The sequence below is a fragment of the Mesorhizobium sp. M0778 genome (assembly GCF_040320105.1).
Classification (GTDB): Bacteria; Pseudomonadota; Alphaproteobacteria; order Rhizobiales; family Rhizobiaceae; genus Mesorhizobium.
Window position 1 is genome coordinate 77,215 of record NZ_JAMYPA010000014.1, and the last position, 24,388, is coordinate 101,602.

25 protein-coding genes and 1 pseudogene are annotated in these 24,388 nt (G+C 61.8%); 6 read left to right on the forward strand and 20 right to left on the reverse strand.

The window, feature by feature from the left end:
• Nucleotides 1-69 precede the first annotated feature (69 nt).
• Both NKI22_RS20035 and NKI22_RS20040 read left to right on the forward strand, forming a co-directional pair.
• Nucleotides 70-336 carry an AbrB/MazE/SpoVT family DNA-binding domain-containing protein gene (locus NKI22_RS20035; protein ID WP_352718076.1) on the forward strand — a complete coding sequence of 89 codons (267 nt, stop codon included), beginning with the start codon at nucleotides 70-72 and terminating at the stop codon, nucleotides 334-336.
• The gene (locus tag NKI22_RS20040; RefSeq protein WP_352516340.1) at nucleotides 333-731 is read left to right on the forward strand and encodes a type II toxin-antitoxin system VapC family toxin; all 399 of its coding nucleotides are present in this window, start codon (nucleotides 333-335) and stop codon (nucleotides 729-731) included. The genes NKI22_RS20035 and NKI22_RS20040 overlap by 4 nt, the downstream gene beginning before the upstream one ends.
• Before the next feature lie 87 nt (nucleotides 732-818).
• On the opposite strand, the gene NKI22_RS20045 is transcribed toward NKI22_RS20040, so the two are convergent.
• The 7 genes from NKI22_RS20045 to NKI22_RS20075 form a co-directional block, all read right to left on the reverse strand.
• Complete coding sequence (locus tag NKI22_RS20045) at nucleotides 819-1,058, reverse strand: ricin-type beta-trefoil lectin domain protein (RefSeq protein WP_352590998.1); 240 nt, start codon at nucleotides 1,056-1,058, stop codon at nucleotides 819-821.
• Between the two features lie 54 nt (nucleotides 1,059-1,112).
• Nucleotides 1,113-1,961: a carbohydrate ABC transporter permease gene (locus NKI22_RS20050; protein ID WP_352591001.1), complete on the reverse strand. Its 849-nt coding sequence runs from the start codon at nucleotides 1,959-1,961 to the stop codon at nucleotides 1,113-1,115.
• Between the two features lie 6 nt (nucleotides 1,962-1,967).
• Entirely contained in the window at nucleotides 1,968-2,849 is an 882-nt protein-coding gene (locus NKI22_RS20055; RefSeq protein WP_198030552.1) for a carbohydrate ABC transporter permease, read from the reverse strand.
• 158 nt (nucleotides 2,850-3,007) lie between these two features.
• Complete coding sequence (locus NKI22_RS20060; protein ID WP_352958734.1) at nucleotides 3,008-4,261, reverse strand: ABC transporter substrate-binding protein; 1,254 nt, start codon at nucleotides 4,259-4,261, stop codon at nucleotides 3,008-3,010.
• Nucleotides 4,262-4,959: 698 nt separating this feature from the next.
• Nucleotides 4,960-6,105 carry an ABC transporter ATP-binding protein gene (locus NKI22_RS20065; protein WP_023721857.1) on the reverse strand — a complete coding sequence of 382 codons (1,146 nt, stop codon included), beginning with the start codon at nucleotides 6,103-6,105 and terminating at the stop codon, nucleotides 4,960-4,962.
• A gap of 149 nt (nucleotides 6,106-6,254) precedes the next feature.
• The gene (locus NKI22_RS20070) at nucleotides 6,255-7,193 is read right to left on the reverse strand and encodes a PfkB family carbohydrate kinase (RefSeq protein WP_352718079.1); all 939 of its coding nucleotides are present in this window, start codon (nucleotides 7,191-7,193) and stop codon (nucleotides 6,255-6,257) included.
• On the reverse strand, nucleotides 7,190-7,996 hold the full coding sequence (locus tag NKI22_RS20075) for a beta/alpha barrel domain-containing protein (RefSeq protein WP_352496431.1): 807 nt from the start codon (nucleotides 7,994-7,996) through the stop codon (nucleotides 7,190-7,192). Before NKI22_RS20075 ends, NKI22_RS20070 begins: the two co-directional genes overlap by 4 nt.
• 234 nt (nucleotides 7,997-8,230) lie before the next feature.
• On the opposite strand from NKI22_RS20075, the gene NKI22_RS20080 reads away from it, so the two are divergent.
• On the forward strand, nucleotides 8,231-8,992 hold the full coding sequence (locus tag NKI22_RS20080) for a DeoR/GlpR family DNA-binding transcription regulator (RefSeq protein ID WP_023721854.1): 762 nt from the start codon (nucleotides 8,231-8,233) through the stop codon (nucleotides 8,990-8,992).
• 97 nt (nucleotides 8,993-9,089) lie between these two features.
• Here NKI22_RS20080 and NKI22_RS20085 read toward each other — a convergent pair whose 3' ends face one another.
• The 6 genes from NKI22_RS20085 to NKI22_RS20110 are packed head-to-tail and all read right to left on the reverse strand — an operon-like array spanning nucleotide 9,090 to nucleotide 14,312.
• A complete protein-coding gene (locus NKI22_RS20085) occupies nucleotides 9,090-10,082 on the reverse strand; it encodes an ROK family protein (protein WP_352548581.1) in 993 nt (330 codons plus the stop codon).
• Complete coding sequence (locus NKI22_RS20090; protein WP_352790388.1) at nucleotides 10,082-10,804, reverse strand: ribulose-phosphate 3-epimerase; 723 nt, start codon at nucleotides 10,802-10,804, stop codon at nucleotides 10,082-10,084. Before NKI22_RS20090 ends, NKI22_RS20085 begins: the two co-directional genes overlap by 1 nt.
• Nucleotides 10,801-11,634 carry an alpha/beta fold hydrolase gene (locus tag NKI22_RS20095; protein ID WP_352718084.1) on the reverse strand — a complete coding sequence of 278 codons (834 nt, stop codon included), beginning with the start codon at nucleotides 11,632-11,634 and terminating at the stop codon, nucleotides 10,801-10,803. Before NKI22_RS20095 ends, NKI22_RS20090 begins: the two co-directional genes overlap by 4 nt.
• A complete protein-coding gene (locus tag NKI22_RS20100) occupies nucleotides 11,634-12,452 on the reverse strand; it encodes a sugar phosphate isomerase/epimerase family protein (protein ID WP_352496436.1) in 819 nt (272 codons plus the stop codon). Before NKI22_RS20100 ends, NKI22_RS20095 begins: the two co-directional genes overlap by 1 nt.
• Nucleotides 12,452-13,528, reverse strand: a complete 1,077-nt coding sequence (locus NKI22_RS20105) for a Gfo/Idh/MocA family protein (protein ID WP_352548576.1) — start codon at nucleotides 13,526-13,528, stop codon at nucleotides 12,452-12,454. Before NKI22_RS20105 ends, NKI22_RS20100 begins: the two co-directional genes overlap by 1 nt.
• A gap of 10 nt (nucleotides 13,529-13,538) precedes the next feature.
• A complete protein-coding gene (locus tag NKI22_RS20110; protein ID WP_352496446.1) occupies nucleotides 13,539-14,312 on the reverse strand; it encodes a sugar phosphate isomerase/epimerase family protein in 774 nt (257 codons plus the stop codon).
• 433 nt (nucleotides 14,313-14,745) lie between these two features.
• Here NKI22_RS20110 and NKI22_RS20115 point away from each other — a divergent pair, with 433 nt between their 5' ends.
• Together NKI22_RS20115 and NKI22_RS20120 are read left to right on the forward strand one after the other, a co-directional pair.
• Nucleotides 14,746-15,894 (forward strand): Gfo/Idh/MocA family protein, encoded by a 1,149-nt coding sequence (locus tag NKI22_RS20115; RefSeq protein ID WP_352496437.1) that lies wholly within the window; start codon nucleotides 14,746-14,748, stop codon nucleotides 15,892-15,894.
• 15 nt (nucleotides 15,895-15,909) lie between these two features.
• Complete coding sequence (locus NKI22_RS20120; RefSeq protein ID WP_352548573.1) at nucleotides 15,910-16,887, forward strand: alpha/beta hydrolase; 978 nt, start codon at nucleotides 15,910-15,912, stop codon at nucleotides 16,885-16,887.
• Here NKI22_RS20120 and NKI22_RS20125 read toward each other — a convergent pair.
• Nucleotides 16,875-17,897, reverse strand: coding sequence for a LacI family DNA-binding transcriptional regulator (locus tag NKI22_RS20125; RefSeq protein WP_352483924.1), 1,023 nt, complete (start codon nucleotides 17,895-17,897; stop codon nucleotides 16,875-16,877). The two genes, NKI22_RS20120 and NKI22_RS20125, sit on opposite strands and share 13 nt — an antisense overlap.
• A gap of 694 nt (nucleotides 17,898-18,591) precedes the next feature.
• Between NKI22_RS20125 and NKI22_RS20130 the strand changes: the two are divergent.
• Nucleotides 18,592-18,839, forward strand: a pseudogene (locus NKI22_RS20130) (type II toxin-antitoxin system Phd/YefM family antitoxin).
• Between the two features lie 111 nt (nucleotides 18,840-18,950).
• Here the strand turns inward: NKI22_RS20130 and NKI22_RS20135 are convergent.
• Genes NKI22_RS20135 through NKI22_RS20160 form a run of 6 tightly spaced genes read right to left on the reverse strand, consistent with a single transcriptional unit; the run spans nucleotide 18,951 to nucleotide 24,379 of the window.
• Nucleotides 18,951-19,781, reverse strand: a complete 831-nt coding sequence (locus NKI22_RS20135) for a BtpA/SgcQ family protein (protein ID WP_352958739.1) — start codon at nucleotides 19,779-19,781, stop codon at nucleotides 18,951-18,953.
• Complete coding sequence (locus NKI22_RS20140; RefSeq protein ID WP_352885508.1) at nucleotides 19,778-20,686, reverse strand: ribokinase; 909 nt, start codon at nucleotides 20,684-20,686, stop codon at nucleotides 19,778-19,780. The genes NKI22_RS20135 and NKI22_RS20140 overlap by 4 nt, the downstream gene beginning before the upstream one ends.
• 3 nt (nucleotides 20,687-20,689) lie before the next feature.
• On the reverse strand, nucleotides 20,690-21,460 hold the full coding sequence (locus NKI22_RS20145) for a glutamine amidotransferase (protein ID WP_352958741.1): 771 nt from the start codon (nucleotides 21,458-21,460) through the stop codon (nucleotides 20,690-20,692).
• A gap of 27 nt (nucleotides 21,461-21,487) precedes the next feature.
• A complete protein-coding gene (locus NKI22_RS20150) occupies nucleotides 21,488-22,576 on the reverse strand; it encodes a phosphotriesterase family protein (RefSeq protein WP_352958743.1) in 1,089 nt (362 codons plus the stop codon).
• A gap of 4 nt (nucleotides 22,577-22,580) precedes the next feature.
• Nucleotides 22,581-23,585 carry an ABC transporter permease gene (locus NKI22_RS20155; RefSeq protein WP_352548565.1) on the reverse strand — a complete coding sequence of 335 codons (1,005 nt, stop codon included), beginning with the start codon at nucleotides 23,583-23,585 and terminating at the stop codon, nucleotides 22,581-22,583.
• On the reverse strand, nucleotides 23,582-24,379 hold the full coding sequence (locus NKI22_RS20160) for an ATP-binding cassette domain-containing protein (protein ID WP_023721835.1): 798 nt from the start codon (nucleotides 24,377-24,379) through the stop codon (nucleotides 23,582-23,584). Before NKI22_RS20160 ends, NKI22_RS20155 begins: the two co-directional genes overlap by 4 nt.
• Nucleotides 24,380-24,388 lie beyond the last annotated feature (9 nt).

Here is a 24,388-nt window from a genome sequence, read left to right on the forward strand (position 1 = left end):
CCCGACGATCTGCATTGATAATAATGCAGATTTGCATTATCTTATTGCGATGAACAGGAAATGTTTAATATGACAACGTTAACAGTGACGACAAGGGGACAGGTGACGTTCCGCAAGGACGTGCTGCAACATCTGGGCATCAAGCCGGGCGAGAAGATCGAGCTTGATCTGCTGCCCGACGGTCGGGCGGAATTGAAGGCGGCACGGGCGAAAGGGTCGTTCCGGGACCTCCACGGCTTCCTCAGAGGCAAGACGGACGGCCAGGTGCTCAGCATCGAGGAGATCAACGAGGCGATAGCGGAAGCGGGCGCCGCGGCCGGGTCCGGCAAGGAATGAGGGTTACGGCCGACACGAATGTGCTGCTGCGCGCCTATGTCGCCGATGATGAGGGGCAGGCGGCCGTTGCCGTCGACCTGCTGGCCAAAGCGGACATCGTGGCCGTGAGCTTGCAGGCCTTGTGCGAGTTCGCCTGGGTTCTGGCCAGGCAATACCAGACAGAGCGCGAAAATATTGCCGCGGCGATCCGGGCGTTGCTGAACACCGCGAATGTTGTCGTCAACCGGCCGGCAGTTGAGGCAGGGCTGTCAGTCCTCGATGCCGGCGGCGATTTCGCGGACGGCGTGATCGCTTTTGACGGCGGCTGGCTTGGCGGGGAGACTTTCGTCTCGTTTGACCGGAAGGCCGCCAAACTGCTTTCGGCGCAGGGACAATCCGTACAGCTTCTTTCCTAAGTTTTCCGCGGTGGTCTTTCGCACTGCGCTGTCGCGTCTGTTAGAGGCTGCTGCGAGGAATCGAATTCTGTTTGTCCCGTGCCACAATCATCTAGGTGCGGCAGGCAGGAGAGGCAGGTGCCAAATCTGATTGCGCGTGCCGGGAGTGCAGCTTTCCATAGTGAACTGTGCGCCGTCATGCGCGGTCAAGCATAGGCCGGAAGCACGACTCCTAAGTTGGCCGCCAGTATGATCCCAGCGTTGATTGCTTCCCTGCTGGCAGGAATGGACGATCACGTTCGAACCGGGTAGCCGGACATTGGGGGTGTTTGTGTTCAGCAACACCATTCCGGCCAATCCCTCAACGGGATGACGAGAGCGGCGAACTGGGAGTCCAGCCGCTCAGATCTTCACCGACCCGGCGGCCAAGCCTGCGAGGAAATAACGCTGTGCAATCAGATACAGGATCAGAAGCGGGAGCGATCCCAGCACGCTCATTGCCATCATCTCGTTCCATTCGAACGCATGTTGGCCCATTAGCAACTCGATACCGATTGGAACGGTCCGCATGTCTGTCGACTTCGTCAAAGTGAGCGCAAAGAGGAACTCATTCCACGCCAACAGAAACGTATAGACCGCAGTCGCGACGATGCCAGGCACTGAAAGAGGGATAACCACACGCCACAGCGCTGTCCAACTTGACCCGCCATCGACCAACACCGCCTCATCGAGTTCCCTTGGCAGGGTATTGAGATAGCCGGTCATCAGCAGAATTGCGTAAGGCAGGGTGAACACCATGTAGGTTAGAATCAGCGCGAAATAGGTGTTGAAAATGCCGAAGGCGACGACCATGCCGAAATAGGGGATGAGAAGCGTGATCGGCGGGACGGTCTGCGTGCTGATGATGAAGACGTTAAGCGTATTCTTAAAACGGAATGAATAGCGGCTGAAGCCATAGGCCGTAAGAATGGCGACCAGCAGCGTCAGAAGCGTTACCACTCCCGCGACGAGATAGCTGTTGAGAAAGAAGCGCACCTTGACCGGATCATTGAAGATCGAAAGGTAGGCTACGTTGGTGAAATGGTCGGGCAGCAGCCTCGGCGGTAGGGCAAAGATCTCGGTGTTCGATTTCAACGAAGTGAAAAACATCCACAGGATGGGAAAACCTGCAAAGACCAGACCGGCCGCGAGCCCCAGATATGTCAGTACGGTGGGCAATACGGTGTTTTTGAAAGAAGAGCGCTTTGCCATTGCCGGTCACCTGGCCTTCTGGTGTTTGATGTAGAAGTAAGTCGCGCCCATCGAGATGATCAGGATGAAGATCGCGCTCGCCGAGGCTTGTGAAAATTCGTAACTCGAAAACGCAAGCTTATAGGTATATGTGCTTAGCACCTCGGTCGCATGGATCGGGCCACCGCCCGTTGTCATCCAGACCAGCGGGAAGACCTGCATCGTCCAGATGAAATCCAGCAAGGCGATGCTGATGATGATCGGCATCAGCTGCGGAATCGTGATGTACCGGAACTTTTGGAACTCATTGGCCCCATCGATGCCTGCGGCCTCGTAAAGGTCCTTGGGGATGCCCTGCAGACCGGCGAGCAAGCTGACCATGTAAAGCGGGTATCCCGCCCAGATGTTCGCAAACGTCAACGCATGGAGCGCGGTTTTCGTCGAGGAGAACCACTCGACCTTGAAGTTGACGATATGGAGCGCCATCAGGATGCTGTTGACCACGCCGTTGGGATCCAAAAGCAACCGCCATATGATCGCGATGATCACTGCCGTAAAGAGCCAGGGCAAGATGTAGAGAACACGCAGAATGCTTCTAATCACCGGATGGACGCGTTGGGTGTTCAGCAAGAGCGCGAAGGCCAAGCCGATTAGAAGATGGAAAATGACGCTCATCACCGTGAAATAGAGGGTCTGCCCGACCGACTGCCAGAAAACCGGATCTGCGAAGATCGTCACGTAGTTCCGCAACCCTACGAAAGCAGCGTCCTTTTTCATGATCGCGCCGTCCATCAGCGAATAGCGCAGGACCGTGATCATGGGAAACAGCATGAGCAGGCAAAACAAAAACGTGGCTGGTGCCACGTAAAACAGCGGGATCAGCCTCTTTCTTGTCTTGTAAGAGATCATGCCACGCTTGCGCACTTTCGTTGGCGTGACGATCAGACCTTCGTTGGCGAGGCTCATGAGGTGTAACCCGTTTGATCGTAGGAACGTATCGTCTGGTTACGATGCAGCGGCAGCGCGATAGAACCATATCGCGCTGCCGGAATTGTCTGGAGCTGCGCCTACTTGGCGAAGTCAACCAACCACTGCTTTTGCGTATTGGCAGCCGCGTCCTTTGCGGTTTGCTGGCCGTCGAACATCTTTTGCACTTCGACGTTCATGTCTCGCATCAGGTCCTCGGCGACGGGCAGGCCCACGAATTCGTTGGCCAGGTGGCCGCTTTGGTAGATCTTGAAGGCTTCCTCAAATAGCGGGTCCGATTTCGAGAAGTCAGGCTTCGCGTGCACATTGCCTGGAAAGGCGTTTGCGAGCGATACCAGGCGGCCGTTCACTTCCGGGCTCATCAGATATTCAACAAGCTTCCAGGCCTCAGCCTTGTGCTCGGTGCTGTTGCTGATGCCGATGCCCCACGAGGCATAGGGCAGTCCGCGCTTACCCGAATAGCCATCAACCGCAGGCAGGGCAGAGATGCCGAACTTGAGATCGGGGTTGCGCTGGCGGATAAGATTGATATGTGCCAGCGAGTCGATCATCATTCCAACGCGGCCGTTGACGAACTCTTCGACCTTGTCCTGTTCCTTCTTGGCAAAGATGCCTGGCGATATGACGCCGGCGTCCTGCAGGGACTTGATGTATTCGAGCGTACCGACCACGGCACTATTTTCCACATCGGGCTTACCGTCCTTGAGCATCGACGCCCCGGAAGCCCACACCCAAGACATCACGTCGTTCTGGATGCCGCCGGGATTTTGCAGCGATAGCGGCAGCACCCACCCGTATTCGTTCTTGTCCGTATTGGTCATCTTCTTCGCGGCAGCGGCGAATTCTGTGCGGGTAGTCGGCATCTTGTCGACACCGGCAGCCTTGGCCAGATCGAGATTGACGAAGACCGGGTATACGAACGAGGCTAGCGGGAACATGACGCTTTGGCCGTTGACCTTGATGATGTCAGCGATCTGGCTCGGGTCATATTTGGCGTCGGCCATTAGGCTGTCCATCGACGCGATTGCGCCCTGCTTTGCAAGCCCGTTGACCCATGCGCCGTCCAGGCCGACGACATCGCTGAGCGTACCCGACGCGGCGCCGACCACGATCTGATCATGGGTGGCGGAGTAGGGGCCGCTGACAAGCGTCACCTTGATGCCAGGGTTTTTAGCTTCGAACTCATCCATGATGCCACGCAGAGCGCCAGCGGGCAGTTCGGGCTCCCACCATTGGATGAATTCGAGATTGGTCTCAGCGAAGGCGCAGGTGGCAGATAGTACCCAGACGGCCACAGCGGACGAAGCCGCTACAATATATTTACTGACGTTCATGTTTCCCTCCTCGGAGCAATGTTTTGGCTCGATCCTCCCGATCGCGATCAAACTAGGTTCCCTTCCGGGTCTTTGTGTCAATCAAGAACTGGGATCGTGAAGAATGGCTGGGAAAATGGGAAGCCAGAAATAAATGTAAGCAGTTGAATAATATGCGCTTTTCTCTGAGTCTTTCCGGCGTATTTTTTCCATTGTACACATTGCTCGCGTCGCATTTCTCGGCTAATTTCGTAACCAAACGAAAGCCAGTTTGCTAAAAAGAAAACAAATGAAAGGCGCATCGATCGGACGGAAAAGCGGGCTTTCGGCGAGGTCACGCACTTGCGAAGACGTCGCAATTTAGACGGCGTTCAGGCGACTCTTGGTCGCTTTGTTGGGTGACCAATGGGCACGAGACGATCTCGAGCTCCCGGTGAAAAAATCGGCGTGTCGCACGCTGAACGATGTCGAGCAGGGTTGCACCGTTTGCCAAGGAGGACGGCCCGAAATTTCCCTTGATGCAAAGCCAACGATCTTAGTCGCCCACGAATGCTTGGCTCCTGGCCGGCTACGATCTGGCAGCTTAGAAGTCACGGCCTTAAAATAACCCTCAACCAACCGATTTGATGGTCGAGCGAGGGTTCGCACACCAGAGTGGAGCCAGCGTCTAACGAAATTTGCGCGTCCGATTCTTTCCGGATCAACCCTCGCGGATCACGCTAAATTGCGAGATGCGTCTGGGGATCGAAGAAGTGCAACTTGGCCGCGTTGATCGCAAGATTAATCAACTCGCCCGGCCCGACCGCGCTGACGGCTTCAAACCTCGCTACGGCGTTTGCCGCACCGCTTAGATCTTCAACGGCATCTGGGTCGCCGGAATCGATTCGAACCGCATCGACACTCAGGTGAACGACAAGCTCGGATCCCAATTCCTCCGTCGACTTTACGATTGCCGGCAGAGTGGCATGGCGCGATCCCGATTCCAGACTGCTGTCGTAGAGATCCTCGGGGCGTATGCCGAAGATGAGTGTCTTGCCTTCGAAGGCGGTCAGACCAGGCGAGCGCTCAAACGCACTCGTCGGCACCGGGATCGAAAAGGTCGGCAGGTCGATCCTGCCATTGTGCAAACGGCCTTCGAACAGGTTCATCGACGGCGACCCGATGAAACCCGCCACGAAGGCATTGATTGGCCGATTGTACAGTGTCTTTGGCGTGTCGACCTGCTGAAGCACACCGCCTTTTAAGACCGCAACCCGGTCGCCCATGGTCAAGGCTTCGGTCTGATCGTGTGTTACATAAATCGTGGTCACCCCCAACTGTCTTTGCAGGCTGACAATTTCCGCGCGCATTTGCACGCGCAGCTTGGCATCGAGGTTTGACAAGGGTTCATCCATGAGAAAGGCCGCCGGTTCGCGCACCATCGCGCGCCCCATGGCGACCCGCTGGCGTTGTCCGCCTGACAGCGCCGCCGGCTTACTGTCGAGCAGCGTTTCCAATTGCAGGGTCTTTGCAATTTCATGGACGCGCTTCGTGCGCTCGGCCTTGCTCTTCCCCGCAAGCTTCATCGAGAAGGCTATGTTGTCGAACACTGTCATATGCGGATAAAGGGCATAATTCTGAAAGACCATCGCAATATCGCGGTCCTTCGGCGCCAGATCCTCAACATTCTCGCCGCCAATGCTCAGGGTTCCGCTGCTGATCTCTTCCAGCCCCGCGATCATGCGCAAGGCAGTCGATTTTCCGCATCCCGAAGGGCCAACGAGAATGAGGAACTCGCCATCGTTTATCGTCAGGCTAAGATCCCTGATTGCTTGGAATTTCGTCCCGTAGGTCTTGCAAATCTTGTCCAACACAACAACGGCCACGTCACATCCTCCCTATTATCTGCGCTAGCTAAACGTCGAATAGCCTCCACCCAGCGCGACTGCAGATCGAACCGGCAGTGTCATCGGCGCAGCCAAGGCGCGCTCCCCGGACGTTCCCCCAGAAGCGGCAATATCCGAGCGATGAATTCTCAGTCTGGCGACGTAATCGGTATGGGCACAGGCGCATTTTCTTTCGCCATCCACGCGAGACAGGCATTGTGGTCTGGCAGAGCCATACGGCCACCGCGGCCCGTTACCGAGATCGCGGCCGCGGCGTTTGCATAAATAACGCAGGCGACAGGCTGCTTTCCCTGTGTAAGGGCAAAGGCATAGGCCCCATGGAAACAATCCCCCGCGCCGGTCGTGTCCACTGCCCTGACCTTGTAGGCCGGAACGTGCCACAAAACGGCATCGTCCCTTTGCCGGAGGTAGGCGCCTCGATCGCCATCGGTCAACACGACCGCGGAGCGGTCATCCGACCACAGCTTGCGCAGGATCGCCGTCGCCTCTTTTTCGCCTGTATAGGTCTGCGCAAATTCCAGAGGGAATACGAGGTGATTTGATAGGCGGATCAATCGGTCGGTTGCAGGTCCGATTGTCCACTCAATATCGGCGATCACCGCCAGACCCAGCGTGCGGGCACGAGCAACGACCATCTCCGCCTGCGTGGCGTAGCCGTCGATCAACAGTACCTGGGCTTGCGCAAGGACGCTGTCGGCCAGCGCATCCGAGGTCCCGTGCGGCACATCATCATCATAGGCGATGAACCGGTCACCATTAGGCGCCACAGTGATCACCGACCGGATCGGCCTGGCATCGGAACGACGTGGCGCGAACGATATGTCGACACCGTGTCGTTCAAGTTCGCGGGCGCTGACATCTGAATGTGGCTGATCGCTCAGCCAGCCGATGAAACCGGCACGCCCGCCCAACTTGGCGACAGCAACGAGTGCCGTCGCCACATTGCCGCCGTGGTCCCTCGTGCGATTTGTCACCCTCCCTTTGCCGGCACCCAGCGGGCTGTCGACATAGATGATGTCGTCAATCGCCAAGGCTCCGAAGCCCAAGACCTGAAGATCGCCGGTCACGGCTCACGTGCCGCAGCCGCCAAAGCGTCTTGCGGCGCCATCCCGTCGTGAATGACGCCCTTGAACGCACGCGCTGCCATCGTGGTGTCACCATGCCCCCACAAATTGCGCCCCACGACCGCACCCTTCGCGCCGGCGCGCAGGGCTTCAGAGGTCTGGGTCAGAGCGCCCAGAAGATCCTCGGTCTTCGGGCCGCCGGCGATAACGATGGGAACCGGGCAAGTGGCGACCGTTTCCTTGAATGAGTCGAAGTCCCCAGTGTATCCGACCTTGATCACGTCGACGCCGGTCTCAAAGCCAATCCTAACTGCATAGGCGATCTCGTCGGGCGTGAAGACGATCTTGCAGCCGTTTGAATAGTCGCGCGGATAAACATGCGCAACGACCGGCATTTCGAAACGAGCAGCAGCGTTGACCGTATCGGTAAGCCAGCGAATGTAGTGGCCCTCGGTATCGCCCCGCACCGGAATGGCGACGGCCAGCGCATCGGCACCGTAGCGCACGGCATCTTCGGGTGTCGCGATCAACTGACTGATCCGATCGTCGGGCGTAAAGCACCCCGCCTGAATGACCAGCGCCGCCTTGCCGGCGTAAGCCGGCCACAGATGACGCGCCGCACCAGGCTGAATGCTGATGTAATCTGGCTCTCCGGCCATCACTCGCTTGAGCGCGCCGGGGAGATCCGCAAGGCCGCCCTCACGGACGTTGCCATAGCCTACGAAATGGTCGACCGCACCACCGAACAGGTTTCCAGATCGATGCGAGAACAGCCGCGACAAGCGAATTTTAGTTCCAAGGCCCATATCGGTGCAGTCCCTTCGCGATTTTTGATCTGACATTGAGAGGGACCCTAACTCGAAAGCAAAACAATACTCAATATTTCGATTTCTTTCGTTTTGATATAAGATTGCGATTGCGACCGCTAGCGTTCGCTACGATGACGCGCTATCCCAAGGATTCGCAAACGCTTGCCGGTTTGGGGTTCGATTTTCGAAAGGTTAGCGTGCAGCTATTCAAACAGCAATTCGGGGTCACACATGCTGGCGGAACAACGACGACATCAGATCATGCTCGAGCTTCAACGGACCGGCCAGGCGCGCACCAGCCAACTGGCGGAAAACTTCGGCGTGTCCGAGGTGACCATTAGGTCCGACCTGGAAATTCTGGACGCAAAAAAGCAGTTGATCAAAACGCATGGCGGCGCAATTGCCTTGCCCGCTGATTCGCCCGCCGCGGCCTTCGAAGAACGGATGTACCGCAACTTCGATGCCAAACGGCGTATCGCGCAGATGGCGGCGCGCCAGATCATAGACAACCAGTCCGTGGTGTTCGACAGCGGCTCGACGTTGCTGCAGGTCGCAATGCAGATGCCTCCGGTCAGCAATGTCGTAGTAGCGACAACCGCGATGAACATCGCGCAGCATCTGATGTATCGTCCCGGACTGGACGTGCATATGATAGGCGGTCGGGTCTATCCCGAGACGGTCAGCACGATCGTGTCGGATTTTGACAAGGCCGTGGGCGGTCTTGTGGCTCACCAGGCATTCGTCAGCGCGCATGCGATAGATCACTCATTCGACGTCGTCGATGTCTCAGAAGACATTGCACGTACGAAGCGTAACCTGGTTCGTATGGCCAGGCGTGTGATCCTTGTGGCAGATTCAAGCAAATGGGATATCGGCGCCTCGTCCAAGGCATTCTCGTTGTCACGTGTCGATCTGATCATCACCGACACTGGTATGCCGTATGGGATTCGTAGCCGATTGGACAAGCTGGGAGTCGAAGTGCGCTACGTGTGAGTGCCTTCCGTCTGCCATCAGCCTCTCGGTGCCGCGCTGCGTTTGACGCCGGAGTTCGAATTCGCTGCGGCCGAAGCGCTCCCGGCGAGTGCCGGCGTCATCTTCTCTCGTCGTTCTGCGCCATTGCCAGTGACGTTCCTGGCTTGCCCTCCCGCAGGATCAGGCTTGCCGCGCCGACCAGGCCGGCCTGGTCGCCGAGCTGCGCCTGTACGATCGGCACATCGCGATAGGCGGGCATCGCCCGCGCTTCGACGGTGCCCCTGACAAGCGGCGCCAGCAGATCGAAGCCGTTGGCGAGGCCGCCGCCCATCACGATCAGATCAGGCGAGTAGAGGTGCAACAGATTGGTGAAGCCGATGCCCAGCCACTTCGCCTCGGCCTCGACCAGTTCCAGGGCCCTGATATCGCCGGCGCGAGCGGCCTCGACGACGTGCCTGGCCGAGACATCGCCGTCGCCGGAAAGACGCCTGAGCAGTGAGCCGTCGCCGGGAGCCGTCAGCCGCGTGGCATGCCGCCCGAGCGCGGTTCCCGATGCCACCGCCTCGAAGCAGCCGATGGCGCCGCAGAAACAGCGGTCGCCTTCGCCGGTGATGGTCATATGGCCGATCTCGGCTGCCAGCCCGCGTCGGCCATGATAGATGTGGCCATCGGCAACAACGCCGCCGCCGATGCCGGTCGACACGGTGACGAAGACCACCGATCCGCTACCCCGGCCGGCGCCGAAACGCCATTCGCCCAGCGCGGCTGCATTGGCGTCGTTCTCCAGCCGCACCGGCAGGCCGAAATGCCTGCCCAGAATGTCGAGCAGCGGCACGTCGTGCCAGCCGGCCAGCGTCGGCGGCGCGATCACGATCCCGGCCTTGGGATCGAGCGGCCCCGGCGCGCAGACGCCGATGCCGGCAATCTCTGCCTGCGGCCGCTCGACCAAAAGCCTGCCAGCAAGTGAGATGATCTGGCCGATCACCGCTTCCGATCCCGCACCCGCCAACGTCGGCGCCGAAACGCGGGCGACAACCCGACCGTTGCGCTCGACCAGCGCGCCCCGCAGCTCCGTTCCGCCGAGATCGAATGCAAGCGCAACTTTGGTCATCAGGCGGTGACCTTCAACCCATGCAGCCAGGCCATGCGTTGCGCAAGGTCGGGGTCGCCGAACGCCAGCGATCCGAGCACCACCGTTTCGGCCCCGGCAGCACGCAGGCGCGGCACCGTCTCGTGTCGGATTCCGCCATCGGCAGCCAAGATGATTTGGTTCTCTCGACCTGCTTTTCGCATCAGCGCGCGCGCCTCGATCAGGCGCGGGCAGGCCTGATCGGACAGCGCCTGGCCCTTGACGCCGATCGACGTGCCGAGAAGCGTCACAAAGGCAACTTCGGGCAAGAAGGGCGTGACGGCGCAGACAGGCGTTTCCAGCCTGAGCACCGCGCCGGCCTCGGCGCCGAGCTCATGCGCCAGCCGCACGGCGCGCAACCCGGCCTCGCCGTTTTCAGCATGGACGCTGATGAGGTCGGCGCCGGCCTCGATGAACTGGCGCGTTTGCTCCTCGACGATTTCCGCTTCGACCATCAGATGCACATGGATCGGCTTTGTCGTCAGCTTGGCGATCCGTGCCACCAGATCCGGAAAGAACAGGAAGCCGGGGGTGAAGCGGGCGTCAGCGACGTCGATGTGATGCAGGTCGACATAAGCGTCTATGCGCTTCAGATCGCGCTCCATGTTGGCCAGGTCGGCCGACCACAGGGAAAACTCGCCGAGCAGCCGGTTGCGCGGCAAGGCGGCGATGGCAACACGGCCGGATAAGGATTTGCTCGTCATGACGCAACAAGGCTCCGGATGTTGAAGTGGGCGTGAAGGAACGTGGTGATCTCGGCCTGCAGCTCGGCGAAATGCCTTTTGCCGTCGAGCGCCTTGGCGGCGATCTCCATAAAGGCCGCGCCGGGGATGGCATCCGCAAGTGTATGCGCGGCCGATAGTGGATGCACCGCATCCACAGTATTGCCGATGACCAGCACAGGAATGCCAAGGGTGGCGGCGTCGCTTGCCGAGACCTCAGCTCCATCGGCAGCGATGTCGGCCAGGACTTGCGCAAACAATGCTGCATCCGGGCGGTCGAAATAACCGAACAGCGAGGCGAGATTGTCTGGTGCCTCGCTCTGCAGGCGCGCGGCGACTTCAGACCGCGAGAAGATCGTCCTGGCCTTGTCGGGGCCATGATCGAGGATGAGGCCGGCGACCTCGGCGATCGGCTGCAGGTTCACTGGCGCGCGTTCGAACGTCCAGGCCGGCCGCACAAGCATCAGGCCGGCGACGCGGTCCGGACAACGGCAGGCAAGGCGTAACGCAATCGCGGCGCCCATGGAAATGCCGCCAGCGACGAAACGGTCCAGGCCGGCCTGGTCGGCGGCGGCCAGAACATCGTCCGCAAACATCGCCATTGAAAACGGTCGGCGGCTGCCTAGATCGGACTCACCGTGTCCGCGGCAGTCCAACGTGATGCGCCGGCAGCCGGCGTCGATGGGGAAAGCCTGCGCGACCTGTGCCTCGCCGCCGCCCAGTCCGTGCTGGAAGACGACGGCAAGCCCGTCGCCCTCATCGGAAATCCGCAGCGTGGCATCGTCGCGAAACAAGGTGGCCGGGCGCGCCATCAGGCCAGCCCCTTCAGGAACCGGGCGACGCCTGGTGCCTCTTCGGCTGAAAGGCCGTGCGTGACCAGCGGCCCGTCAAAGCCTGACACTTTGAGCCGGGCGACGAAATCGGCGAAGTCGACGACGCCGCGGCCGACGGTGGCAAAGCGGCCGTCGGCGAAACGGTCCTTAGCGTGGGCCATGGCGACGTGGCCTGCGGTGCCTTCGACTGCTGCAGCGACGACGGCGCGTGCTTGCCCTGTGCTCGCCTGTTCGAACAGGTTCGCCGGATCGAGCACAATGCGCAGCCGCTTCGAGCCCATCTCTGCGATAAGGCGCATCGCGTCCGCTGCCGATGTGACGATGTTGGCCTGTTCGGGTTCGATGCCGAGATCGACACCGTGATGCTCGGCCAGAGCAAGCGCCTTTTCCATCTCGCTTGCCATATCGGCCCAGGCCGACGGATCGGCATTGCCAGGGTGATGCGCCCACTGGTCGTCCGCGTTGCGCGTTCCCGTGCACAGGGTGACGAGCGGAACCGAAAGCGCTGCCGCGGCCTCGATGACCGCGCCAAGACGGCGCAGGCCGTCGTGGCGCACCGTCCTGTCCGGATGGGCCATGTTGTAGGTGCCCGACAGCGCCACCAAAGCGACGCCGGAGGCATCAGACGCAGCCGCAATAGTGCTGATGGCGTGATCCGGCACCGCATCCGGCATCGACGGCAGGCCGGCGCAGGCAAGGTTGAACTGGGTAACGGCAAATCCGGCGTCGCGCACCGCGGCCAGCACACCGGCCGGCTCGCTTCCCGGAAAGGTCTTGGCGAACACCCCGATCTCCATCAGACCGCTCCTGTTACGCCAGCAATCTCGACGCGTTGGCCGGTTTCGACCGAGCGGGCGATCGCCACCATGGCGCGGATCGAGGCGAGGCCGTCCTCGACGTCGGCGCCACGCAGCGGCGCGCCGTCAAGCACGGTGTCGGAGAGGCCTTCGAGCTGGCGTCGGAAGAAATGGCCGTCCGCGCCAAGCGGCTTGCGCGACGTTGCATCCTTCTCATGGAAGATATCGACCTCGCTTGCCCGGAAGTACCAGGGATTGAAAGTCTTCGCGATCACCGAGCCGTTTTCGCCGTAGAGCTGGAAGCCCTCGTGCCAGTCCATGCGCACAGCCACCGTCAGGTCGAGATGGCCAAGCGCTCCGTTGGCGAATTCCGTTTCGACGAACCAGCAATAGGCGCCGAAACGTTGGTTGAGACGGGCGCGCACCGCGAGGATCTCGCCGCACAGGAAGCGTGCGGTGTCAACGAGGTGCGAGCCATGCGCAAGCATGAAGTACCGCCTGAGATCGGCCTTCGGATTACCGGCCGGCTTGCGCGCCAGCCGGCTGCTGACCGGCAGCGGTTGGATGGCATCGGTGTTGGTGTAGCGGTGGGTGGAATCGCAATACCAGGCTTTTAGCGCCAGTATCTCGCCCATCTCGTCGCGGACGAAATCGCGCGCCGCCTCAAGAGCCGGGTCGAAGCGCTTCATGTGGCCGACCTGCAGCACCTTGCCGGAGCGCTTGACCGCGTCGGCGAGTTTTTGGCCCTCTTCGACCGAGACGCCGATCGGCTTCTCGCACAGCACATGCTTGCCGGCCTCGAGCGCCTTGATCGCCATCGGCACGTGATAGGCGTCCGAGGTCGCGACGATCACCGCCTCCAGTTCCGGGTCGGCCAGCATGGCGTCGTAGTCGCCATACATCTTCTCAGGTTCATAGGTCGCGCCCATGCGCGCCAAAAGGTCGGGGGCGGCATCGCAGATAGCATAGAGGTCGGCGTTCCTTGCTTTGACGCAGGATTCGAGATGGGCGAATTGCGCGATCGGCCCGCAGCCGAGCACACCGACACGAAGGCGGCGGTCTTGTTTCCGGATCATGATCTGTTCCTCACGCGCCGTAGCCGCGCATCGTCTGGCGGTTGGTCTTGACCGCGGCGGCCGGATCTGCGGCAGCGGTGTCGGATTCTTCCTCCAACACCAGCCAGCCGTTGAAGTTGGGCGCGGCGCTGGCGATGGCGATCACTGCCTGGGTGTCGCAGACGCCCTTGCCAAGCATTGCCCAAGTGCCGCTGGCATCGACATCCTTCAGGTGAACGTAGCGGATGCGGTCGCGATGGGTTGTGAGGGTGTCGATCATGTCGTTGTGGCCGCGCAATATATGGCCGGTGTCGGGCACCCAACCGACCAGCGACGGATCGATCAGCCCGAAGATACGGTCGTAATCGGCGCGGTCGAACAGCAGCGTGTTGTGGTGCGAGCTCGGATGTACCGCGACATCGACGCCGGCCTTGCGCCCGAGCTCACCCGCCCTGTTGTAGATCTCGGCCGCGATGGCGAACCTGTCGTCGCGTCGGCCGTCCGAGACGACGGTGGCCGAGCCCATCGACACCATCGCGCCCGGAAAAGCGGCGGCGAAGTCGATCCAGCGCTTCGCGGCCTCGAGGTCGGCGCCGATCTGCTCCTTCAGTGTGAAGCCGTTCTTCGAACCGAAGGCAAAGGAGACGAGGGTGAGGCCGGTCGCCTTCAGTGCGGTGGCGAATTCCGCCGGCCTGCCGGCATAGCGGCCGATCATCGTGTCGGTGATCTCGATGCCGGCATAGCCGCCATCCGCGATCGCCTTCACGAGATCGTCGGGGCCGCCGGCAAAGCGGTCTCCCAACATTTCCCAAGTAAAAGTCTGGCAACCGACTTTCAGGTTTTTCACGACCGTCCTTTCCTTCCTTGATGCCGCCCTGCGTCAGCCTCCCCCGAGGCGGTGTTGGCAAAGCTCGGCGCGCGACTGGCGCGAGTCCGGCGAACGCCCAGTCCTGCGCGCAAGCCGCGCTACTGCACCAGCTGCCCGGCGCTTCCAGTGAGAAATTGCCGGCGGTCGGCGATCATCACATGAGCACGGGCTTCGAGCCGGCGGCCGGCCGATTTTTCATGTCAGTCATTTCTCCTCCCAGGGCCGGCAGCGCGCCCGACGTTCGTCAGCATTTTCGCATGTTCTATAACAATTTTACGCGCGTCAATATTTAAAATGTTGTATAGCGGCTTGCGAATGTGATCCGTTCGCAGCGGTCCAGGCCGCTGACGTGTTGGGAGGTACGATCGAAATGCACGGGAAATCAAAGACAAAGCTCGGCATCGGCGTTGTCGGGTGCGGCAACATCTCGATGACCTATTTGCGCAATGCGGCTCTGTTCGGTGAGGTGGAACTGCGCGCCTGCGCCGACATTTCCGCCGACATGGTGGCCTTGCGCGCCAGCGAATATGGCATCCGTCCGCTCAGCGTCGACGCGCTTCTGGCCGACCCGGAGATCGACCTCGTCCTCAACCTGACCATCCCGTCGGCGCATTTCGACATCTCATTTTCAGCACTTTCGGCGGGCAAGCATGTCTTCACCGAAAAGCCGCTGGCGACCTCGGCCAACGACGGTCGCCGTCTTGTCACGGAGGCGGCGAAGCGCGGGCTGCTGCTCGGCTCGGCCCCCGACACGTTTCTTGGCGCCGCCGGCCGGCGGGCGCGCCGCCTCATGGACGGGGGCGCGATCGGCCGGCCGGTGACCGGCACCGCCTTCATGATGGGGCGCGGCATGGAGCATTGGCATCCCAATCCGCAATTCTATTATCAACCCGGTGGCGGCCCGGTCTTCGACATGGGGCCATATTACCTGACTATGCTGGTCAACCTGCTCGGGCCGGTCGGCCGCGTGATGGCCATGGCAACGCGTGGCCAGGAGGAGCGCCTGATCACCGCAGAGGGTCCCTACAGGAACACCACCTTCAAGGTCGGCACGCCAACCAACATCCTGTCGCTGCTGGAATTCCGCTCAGACGTTACCGTCGCCTTCGGCGCCTCCTGGGACGTCTTCAAGCACTCCAACCATCCGATCGAACTGCATGGCACGGAAGGCTCGCTCAAGCTGCCCGATCCGGACACATTCGGCGGCACCGTCTCGCTTTCGGAGCGCGGAGCCGACTGGGCTGACTTCACAAGCGAGAGCGAACTCTACGGCGCTCGCAACTGGCCCTTCGCCGCGCCCGATCGCGCCAATTACCGCATGCTCGGCGTCGCCGACCTTTCACGCGCGCTGTTGAGCGGAAGAAAGCCGCGTGCGTCCGGCGACCTTGCGCTGCATGTGCTGGAGATCATGGAAGCGACCCTCGCTTCGGGAGAAAGCCGCGAGTCGGTTGCAGTCAATGGAACCGTCGATCAGCCGCCACTCCTTGCGGAGGACGAGGCGGCAAGCCTGCTTGCCTGAGTTTGGGGGCCGTCCATGACAATATCGCCTTCGCCCTTGCTCGATCCGGAAGCCCGGCATGTGCTCGACCTCGGCCGGCAGGCGGCCGCCAAGCCGTTCGAGGCCGGCAGCCCTCAGGAAGCCCGCCACGCCTATGAGCAGGGCTTTCCGACACTGCAGGGCGAACGCGAGCCGGTCGCCTCGCTGACCGAGCGCACCATCGCCGGAACAAGCGGCCCATTGACGCTCAGGATCTATCGCGGGCTAGGAGCTTCCGCGCACGGCGCGCCGGCGTTGCTCTATCTGCATGGTGGCGGCTGGGTGATCGGTAATCTCGACTCCCATGACGAGATCTGCCGCTGGTTTGCCAACATGGCCGCCTGCGTCGTCGTCTGTCCCGACTACAGGCTGGCGCCGGAGCACAAGTTCCCGGCGGCCATCGAGGATTGCCGCGTGGCGCTTGCCTTCATGCAAAGTGCCGTCGACGATCTCGGCGTCGACGCGAAGCGCATCGCTGTCGCAGGCGACAGTGCGGGCGGCAACCTCGCCACGGTGCTCTCCCTGCTCGCGCGCGAAAACAAGAATCCGCCGACGGCGCAGCTGCTGTTCTACCCGAATACGGACGCCTCGCAGACGGCCGACAGCTATTGCCGCTTTGCCGAGGGTTTTGGTCTCACTGCGGCAACCATGGCTTGGTTCCGCGACCACTATGTCACCCATGCCGGCGATATCGACGATTGGCGCGTGTCGCCGCTGAAGGCGGCCAGCCTTGCCGGTGTGGCGCCGGCCTTTGTTGCCATCGCCGGCCATGACATTCTCGCCGACGAAGGCGAGGCCTACGCGAAGCGTCTGGAAGATGAAGGAGTGCCGGTCGCCCTGCGCCGCTGGAATGGCCAGATCCACGGCTTCGTCTCGATGGGCCGCCATGGCCCGGCTGCACGGCAAGCGGTCAGCGCGGCGGTCGGCGCATGGCGCGGCTTCGATCTCGCCTTTGGAAATGCTCAGGCCGATTGACGCATGACCAGCGTCGCGTCGAGATTGATCTTGGGTGCAACCGCAGTCCCGTCCTCATCAAGCAGGGCCAGCAGCGTCTCCACACTGCGTCCCGCCATAGCGGCGAAGTCCTGCGCCATGGTGGTCAAGGCAGGACAGGTGTAGCGGCTGAGCGGGTGGTCGTCATGGGCCGCGACGCGCAGGTCGCAATCGCTTTTGCGGCCGACCTTGCGACCTTGCGAATAGGCGGCCGCCATGATGCCGAAGGCCAGGCGGTCATTGGCGCACAAAATGGTCTTACCCGGCAAGCCACCAGTGCTGAGCATTGCCTCCATCTGCTGGTAGCCGATCCGTTCGAAATCCCAGGTGTATTCATGGGTGTCGCCAATGATCACCGGCTCTTGCCCGAGCCGTTGCATGGCGCTTACATAGTTGTGCAGGCGTTCGCGCGTATTGTGATTGACGTGCGGGATGTCGAAATAGACCGGCGCGTCGCCGGAGCGGCAGAGGTAATCGACGATCGTCGAAACGCTCTGGCTGTTGTTGTTGCCGACGAATGGCGTGCCGCTCTCGAGATAGGTGTCGAAATAGACGATTGGTATGGCCTGCGTCAGCTTCTCCAGCGCACGGTGGTCCGAGCGCAGGCCGAGCGGCGCGATCAGCCCACCGGAAACTTTTAGTGACAGGATGGTTCGCGTCGCTTCCACTTCGAGTTCGCGCGAGCCGTGCGAGGAGATCACGATCGGCCAGTAGCCTTCGTGGCGCAGCCTGAGTTCGATGCGGCTGACCATCTCGGAATAGAAAGGATCGGCGAGTGTCGGCACCACGATGCCTATGCTGCGGGTCCGCTTGCGGTTCAGGTTGCGGGCAAACAGATTGGGCTGATAGTCGGACGAGCGGAGTGCCTCCTCGATCCGCTTTCGCGTCGCCGGCTTGACGCTGGTTGGATCCTCGAAATATTTCGACAAGGTCGGCCTGGAGACGCCGCAGGAGCGCGCGAAATCCTCCATGGTCTTGTGCGTCATCGGCATTGAAATCCTCTCGTCACGGACATCCGTTCCCGGGTGGTTCCTCGGCGCTGCCCGCCAGGCGTGCAAACTGCAAGGCGAGAATTTACAGATAATGTCCAAGAGTTTCCATGCGTAAATTTATAAATTGACGCAAAAGGTGAAAGCGGTATTCATCTTTGGGTGAGCAATGGGAAAATTCGAGTCTCGCGGCGAGGCGGGAGCGCAGCGCCGGAACGAATTCCGCGAGATGGAGAAACTGGTCAGTCCGGCGAGATCCTTGTCGAGATCAGCCGACACCCCTGCGCGGTGACCCTGTGGTGCCGGCACGCTACGATGAACAGCTAAACCAGCTTCAAACAGGCTTGCCAAAGGAATTGGGGCTGGCAACTCCGAATCCGCAGAGGCGATGCGGGACTTCCAAACAGTTACTGTGTCTCGAGATCCGTGAAGATCGGCGGCATCGAAGTCGAAACGGGCGTCCAACGACACTACTGGACGATATGCCTTCCCCACAAGCATCGAACGATCGCCTCGACTTCGTTGCTGTGGTTGAGCGAAGCTACCATCCTGATCAAGCCATTCCTAACGGCGAATTCGGGTCATTAGGTCGAAATCCCTTCCTTGCTAGGAGCCGGCTAGGCGCGAGGAAGTCGCTCAATAGTTGAAGATCGGCCCGAGTAGACTAAGTTGCATGGACTAAGTCGCGGGGCCCGCAATGCACACCGTCAATATTCACGAGGCCAAGACGCATCTGTCTCGTCTTGTCGACAGGGCGGTCAAAGCTGAATCCTTCATAATTGCGAGATCCGGCAAGCCGATGGTGAAGGTCGTTGCCATAGACGCACCTGCGGCCGGCGAAATGCGTCGCGTTGGGTTTATGGCCGGGCAGTTTTTTCAGTTCCAGACGAGGTTGATCGCATGGCCGATGAGGAAATCGGGAAGCTGTTTGGCGGCGACGCATGAAACTTCTGCTCGATGCCCATCTTTTGCTCTGGGCGGCGGGCGAGCCCGAAGAGCTCCCGCCCCTCGCGCGGGTGACTGCGGCCCTTCGGTGCGGTGGGGGGTTGAAGTCAGCTATCGCCTCAGACCACCCATGAACGCCTTTACTCGAGCAGAGTCGACTTGGTTCCACCAGACGCCGTCGTGCTTCAGCGCGCTGGCGATGATGACCCCGTCGACAATGGCGAGGATATCGTTGGCGTTGTCCGGCGTCACGCCGCTGCCGACCAACGTCGGCAGGCCGGCGGCCTGCTTGATCATGCTTATGTAGCCCAAATCCGCGGCGTGGCCGGTGCGCTGGCCGGTGGCGATGATGGCGTCGGCGTCGAAGAAGACCAGGTCTTTGACCAGTTCCTCCACTGGGCGGTCGGCGACGATGGCGTGTGCGCCATGCTTGACATGGGCATCGGCGAAAATGCGGATGCCGTTGGCGCGCAGCCTGGCGCGGTAGCGTGCCGCACGGCCCGATTCGCCTTCGACAAAGCCCTCATTGGCGACATAGGCATTCGCCCACTGATTGACGCGGACGAAGCCGGCGCCGGCGGCGCTAGCGATCGCCAAGGCCGGGATGGCGGCATTGGCCAGCACATTGATGCCGATCGGCTTGCCGAGCTCGCGGCGGATGCGGTCTGAGACGACAGCCATATAGGCCGCCGTATCCGGTCCGATATCGTCAGGCTTGGCGAAGGGGATGTCGCCATGGTTCTCGACGATGACGCCGTCGCAGCCGCCATCGAGATAGGCCCGGGCATCGTCGAGCCCGCGCTGGTAAATCGCCTCGATCGCCTCGCCATCATAGCGCGGCGCGCCGGGCAGCGGCGCCAGGTGAACGACGCCGATCACCACCTTGGTGCGGCCGAAAAGGTCCACGAGCGCGTCGCCGCCGGATTGGCCGATCTGGGTCATGAGAGCTCCATTTGATCGATGAGCGCCGCCATCTCGGAGGCGGAAGGACAGGATGCCAGCGTGCCCGGCCGTGTCACGGCGATTGCGGCGGCGGCGAGCGCCAGCTCCAGTGCCGAGGTGACCGGCATGCCCCGGGCAAGCCCGCCGGCGAGGCAGCCGCAGAACACATCGCCGGCGCCGCTGGTGTCGAGTGCTTCGACGCGCGGCGCCGGCAAGCGAAGCGGTTCCGTCTGGTCCGGACCAAGCACGAGACAGCCTTCGCCGCCGAGCGTGATCACGACAATACCTGCGCCTCTGGCCGCCAGCGCCCGGGCGGCGGCTGCCATATCGCTCTGGCCGGTCAGGGCTTGCGCTTCGGATTGGTTGACCACCAAAACCTCCGCCAGTCCGAGATCGGGCACAGATGCCGCATCGATGGGGCTGGCGTTGAGGACGGTGCGCGCGCCGTTTTCCATTGCTGCTCGGAGGCAGGCATTGGTCGCGGCGAGGGGCAAATTTCCCTGGCAGACGAGCATGTCGCCGGGCGCGATCCAGCGGGCAAGCGCAGTTTGTTCTATCGGATCGAACGCTTCGCTGCAGGCGACGCCGCTGACGATAAAATTCTCGCCGCCTCCATCGACGACGATGGTCGAGCGGTCGCTCGGCAGCTCGAATTCGCTGACCTCGAGGTCTGACAGTTCGCTGTCGAGCCAGCTCCTGATCCATGCGCCTTCGCGGTCCTTGCCGAGCGCCGTCCAGAACGTCACCTCTGCACCAGTCCGCGCTGCCGCGACCGCCTGGTTGGCGCCCTTGCCGCCGAGGCCGTCAGCGTAGCTCACGGCGTTCAAGGTCTCGCCCACGGCCGGGAAGCGGCCGACGCGAAACATGGTGTCGACGCAGGCATTGCCGACGACGTGGACGCGCATGGCTCAGCTCTCACCGGTCGCCCAGCCCAGCATCTGTTCGAACAGGGTCTTGTAGCCTGGCCAGGCGATGAACTGCGGCGGCAGCCAATGCGGCCCGACATCGGATGTCCAGGCCACGGTGCGGCCCTTGCCATAGTGGCCGGTGACGAGCAGCGGCAGCGAGCCATAGTCCGACGACACGGTAGCCAGAATTTCCGCACCGTCCTTCAGCCTCACCTCGTTGAAGCCGAGCAGGATCGGCCAGTCCGAACCGAGGCCCCTGAGGATGGGATGTGTCGACCCTGGTTTCGGTACGGGCGCAAAACCTTCCGGAACCTCGACGCGGTCGTCATAGGCCAGGCAGTTCACAGGCAGCACGTCCTCGACCGGCGTCTTGCGGTAGCGCGCCCCGCCATTGATGCCCTGGAAACTATAGTAGCCGCCGAACATCAACAGACCGCCGCCGCCGCTGACATAATCGCGCAGCAGGCGCAGGCGGTTCGGTGTCGGCTTCGAGTGGACCCAGGTGTCGGGATGCAGCAGCAGCGTGTTGGCGCCGATGTCGGATAGCACGACCGCGTCATAGGCCGACAGCGCCTCCATCGTCTGCGGAAAGCCGCGCTGCGCCTCATGCGCCGGCATGAAGGTGACGTCGAAATCGGTCGCCTTCAGCGCGCCCAGCAATTCGTCGGCGCCGGTGTGGTAGGTGACGGTCGGGAACTGGTCGAAACCCTTGATATGGGTCGCGGTCGACACCCAGGATTCGCCGGCAAGCAGGATCTTCTTCTTGGACATTTGAACTCCCGTGTAATTCCAGGCCGCTTAGAGCCGCGCGAATACGCTTTTCGGATTGGCGATCAGCATGCGGTCGATGGCCGCCTGCTCGACGCCGTGGCGTTTCAGGCGCGGTATGAAATGCTTCAGGATATAGCCATAGCCGAAGCCGCCGAAGCGCGTCAGCATGATCTTGAGGAAGACATCCTGCGACAACAGCAGGCGGTCGCCGAAACCGGCCTCGACAAGGGCGGCGATGGCGCGTGCGTTCTCCTCGTCGGAGGGCGATTGCGCGTCCTGGTCGGCATAGTAATAGTCCATGCCGATCATGTCGTATTCGAGGAACGCGCCGCGCCGGGCGAGGCTTGTCTGGTAGTCGGGGTCGTCGTGGCTCGGGTTCATGTGACAGAGCACGGTATGGCGGAGATCGGCGCCCTCGGCCTCGACGATATCGAGCACCTCGTGCGCCAGCCGCTCCCAGCCCGGCAGATGGATCGACAGCGGCACGCCGGTGATGCGCGAAGCGCGCGCCGAAGCTTTGAGCGACTTGCGCTCCTCGGCGGTGAAATCCTTGCTGACGCCGACCTCGCCGATCAGCCCGGCCATGATCGGCGGCTGCGTCTCGCCGCCGCCGACATCGCTGACGATGAATTCGGTCACCGCGTCCACATCCATGGCCTTCAGCCATTCGGGATGGGTGTGTTCGAGATAGAAGCCGGTGCCCATGACGATCTTCAGGCCGGACATGCGGCTGATGCGGGCGAGCTTTTCGGGATCGCGGCCGATGCCGATATTGGTGGCATCGACGACGGTGTGGCCGCCCAGTGCGCGATAGCGCTGCAGCTCTGACAGCGCCAGGTCGGCGTCGTCGAGCGAAACGTTGTCGCGGTTGACGTATGGGTTCATGCGCAACTCGCCGATGATCTCGATGTTCACTGGCTGCTCGGCGACCGCCATGTCATCGGGATGGCAGGGGCATTTCCAGCTGCGTGCGCCATCGAGCAAGATGTGCTCGTGCATCAGCGTGATGCCCATCTCCTCGACCGGAACCGGGCCGAGCACGGTCATCACATGGCCGGTTTCGACCCCGATCGCCAGCCGCTGGCCGGGCACCGCGTCATCGAACAGACCGCCCATCGGCTCAACGGCTCCGCACGGCGCCGCGGAACAGGCGGAAGTTCAGCCAGATGGCGACCAGGATGATCGTTCCGGTGACAATCGGCGTCAGGAAAGGCGACAGATGCGCCAGGATCAGGCCGTTGCCGATGACGGCCACGGTCAGCGCGCCGAGCACCGTGCCAATGATCGTTCCGCGGCCGCCGAACAGGCTGGTGCCGCCGAGCACGACGGCGGCGATGACTTCCAGCTCGAAACCCTGTCCGGCATTCGAAGATCCCGATCCAAGCCGGGCAGCAATGATGATCCCGGCAAGGGCTGCCGCGGTGGCGGAAATCACATAGACGAAGAGCGTCGTCTGCCGCGTGTTGACGCCGGCGCGCCGCACCGCCTCAGCGTTGGCGCCGATGCCGGTGACATAGCGGCCGAACGGCGTCTCGTTGAAGGCGAGATAGGCGATGGCCAGGATCGCCAGCGCGATCAGCGCCGGCACCGGCACGCCAAGGAACCAGGCACGGCCCAGCACGGTGAAAGCGCTTCCGGGCTCGATCGGGATCGAATAGCCGCCGGTGATCAGCAGCGCCACGCCACGGATCACCGAAAGCCCGGCAAGCGTGACGATGAAGGACGGGATGCCCTCATAGGCGACGAAATAGCCTTGCACCGCGCCAAGCAGGGCACCGAGCGCCAACATGGCGAGGATAACGACTGGCCATGGCAGGCCGAACTGCAAGAGCGTCGCTGACAGCGTTGCCACCAGCGCCAGTACCGAGCCGACCGAAAGATCGATGCCGCCAGTGGTGATGACGAAAGTCATTGCCGCGGCGACGATCAGCAGCGGCGCCGACTGCCGCAGGATGTTCAACAGATTAGGCGACGTCAGAAAGGCGTCGGTCGCCACCGAGAAGATGATGCAGACGACCAGAAAGAACAGCGCGATCGAGACGACACTGCCATTGGCGAGCAGCGCATCGCGCCAGGTGCCCTTGCGCACTCGTGAGGGCTGGGCAGCGTGGATCGCATCGCTCATGCCGGCGCTCCACCGCGATAGCCGTTGGTGGCGGAACGCGCACTGAATTTGCGGCCGACGATCAGATTGACCACGTCCTCGATATTGGTCTCGCCGATCAGCCGCTCGGCGACATTGCGCCCTTCATACATGACCTGGATGCGGTCGCAGACGAGGAACAGGTCCTGCAGCCGGTGGGTGATCAAAATGACGCTGACACCGCGCGCGCTGACCGCGCGGATCAGTTCGAGCACCGCCTCGACCTCGGCCACCGCAAGCGCTGCCGTCGGCTCGTCCATGATCAGCACGGCCGGCTCGAACGAGGCGGCGCGGCCGATGGCGATCGACTGGCGCTGCCCGCCGGAGAGGTTTTCGACCTTGAGCCGCGTGTCGGCAATGACGATACCGAGCCGATCGAGCATCTGGCGCGTCTCGTCGTGCATGCGCTTCTTGTCGAGAAAGGAAATGCCGGCGATGCGGCGGCGCGGCTCGCGGCCGAGAAACAGATTGCCGGCGACATCGACCGTGTCGCAGAGCGACAGGTCCTGGTAGACCATCTCGACGCGCGCCGCACGTGCGTCCGCCGGCGAGCTGAAGATCACCGGCTTGCCGTCGATCTCGATGGTGCCGGCGTCGGGAACCACAGCCCCCGACAGCACCTTGCTCAATGTCGACTTGCCGGCGCCATTGTCGCCGACCAGCCCCAGCACCTCGCCCGGCTTCAGCGTCAGCGACACATCATCGAGCGTCTGGATGGCGTTGTAACGCTTTGAGATGCCGCTCATCCGCACCCGATAGGTCTGGCCACTGCTCATCTGGGATTC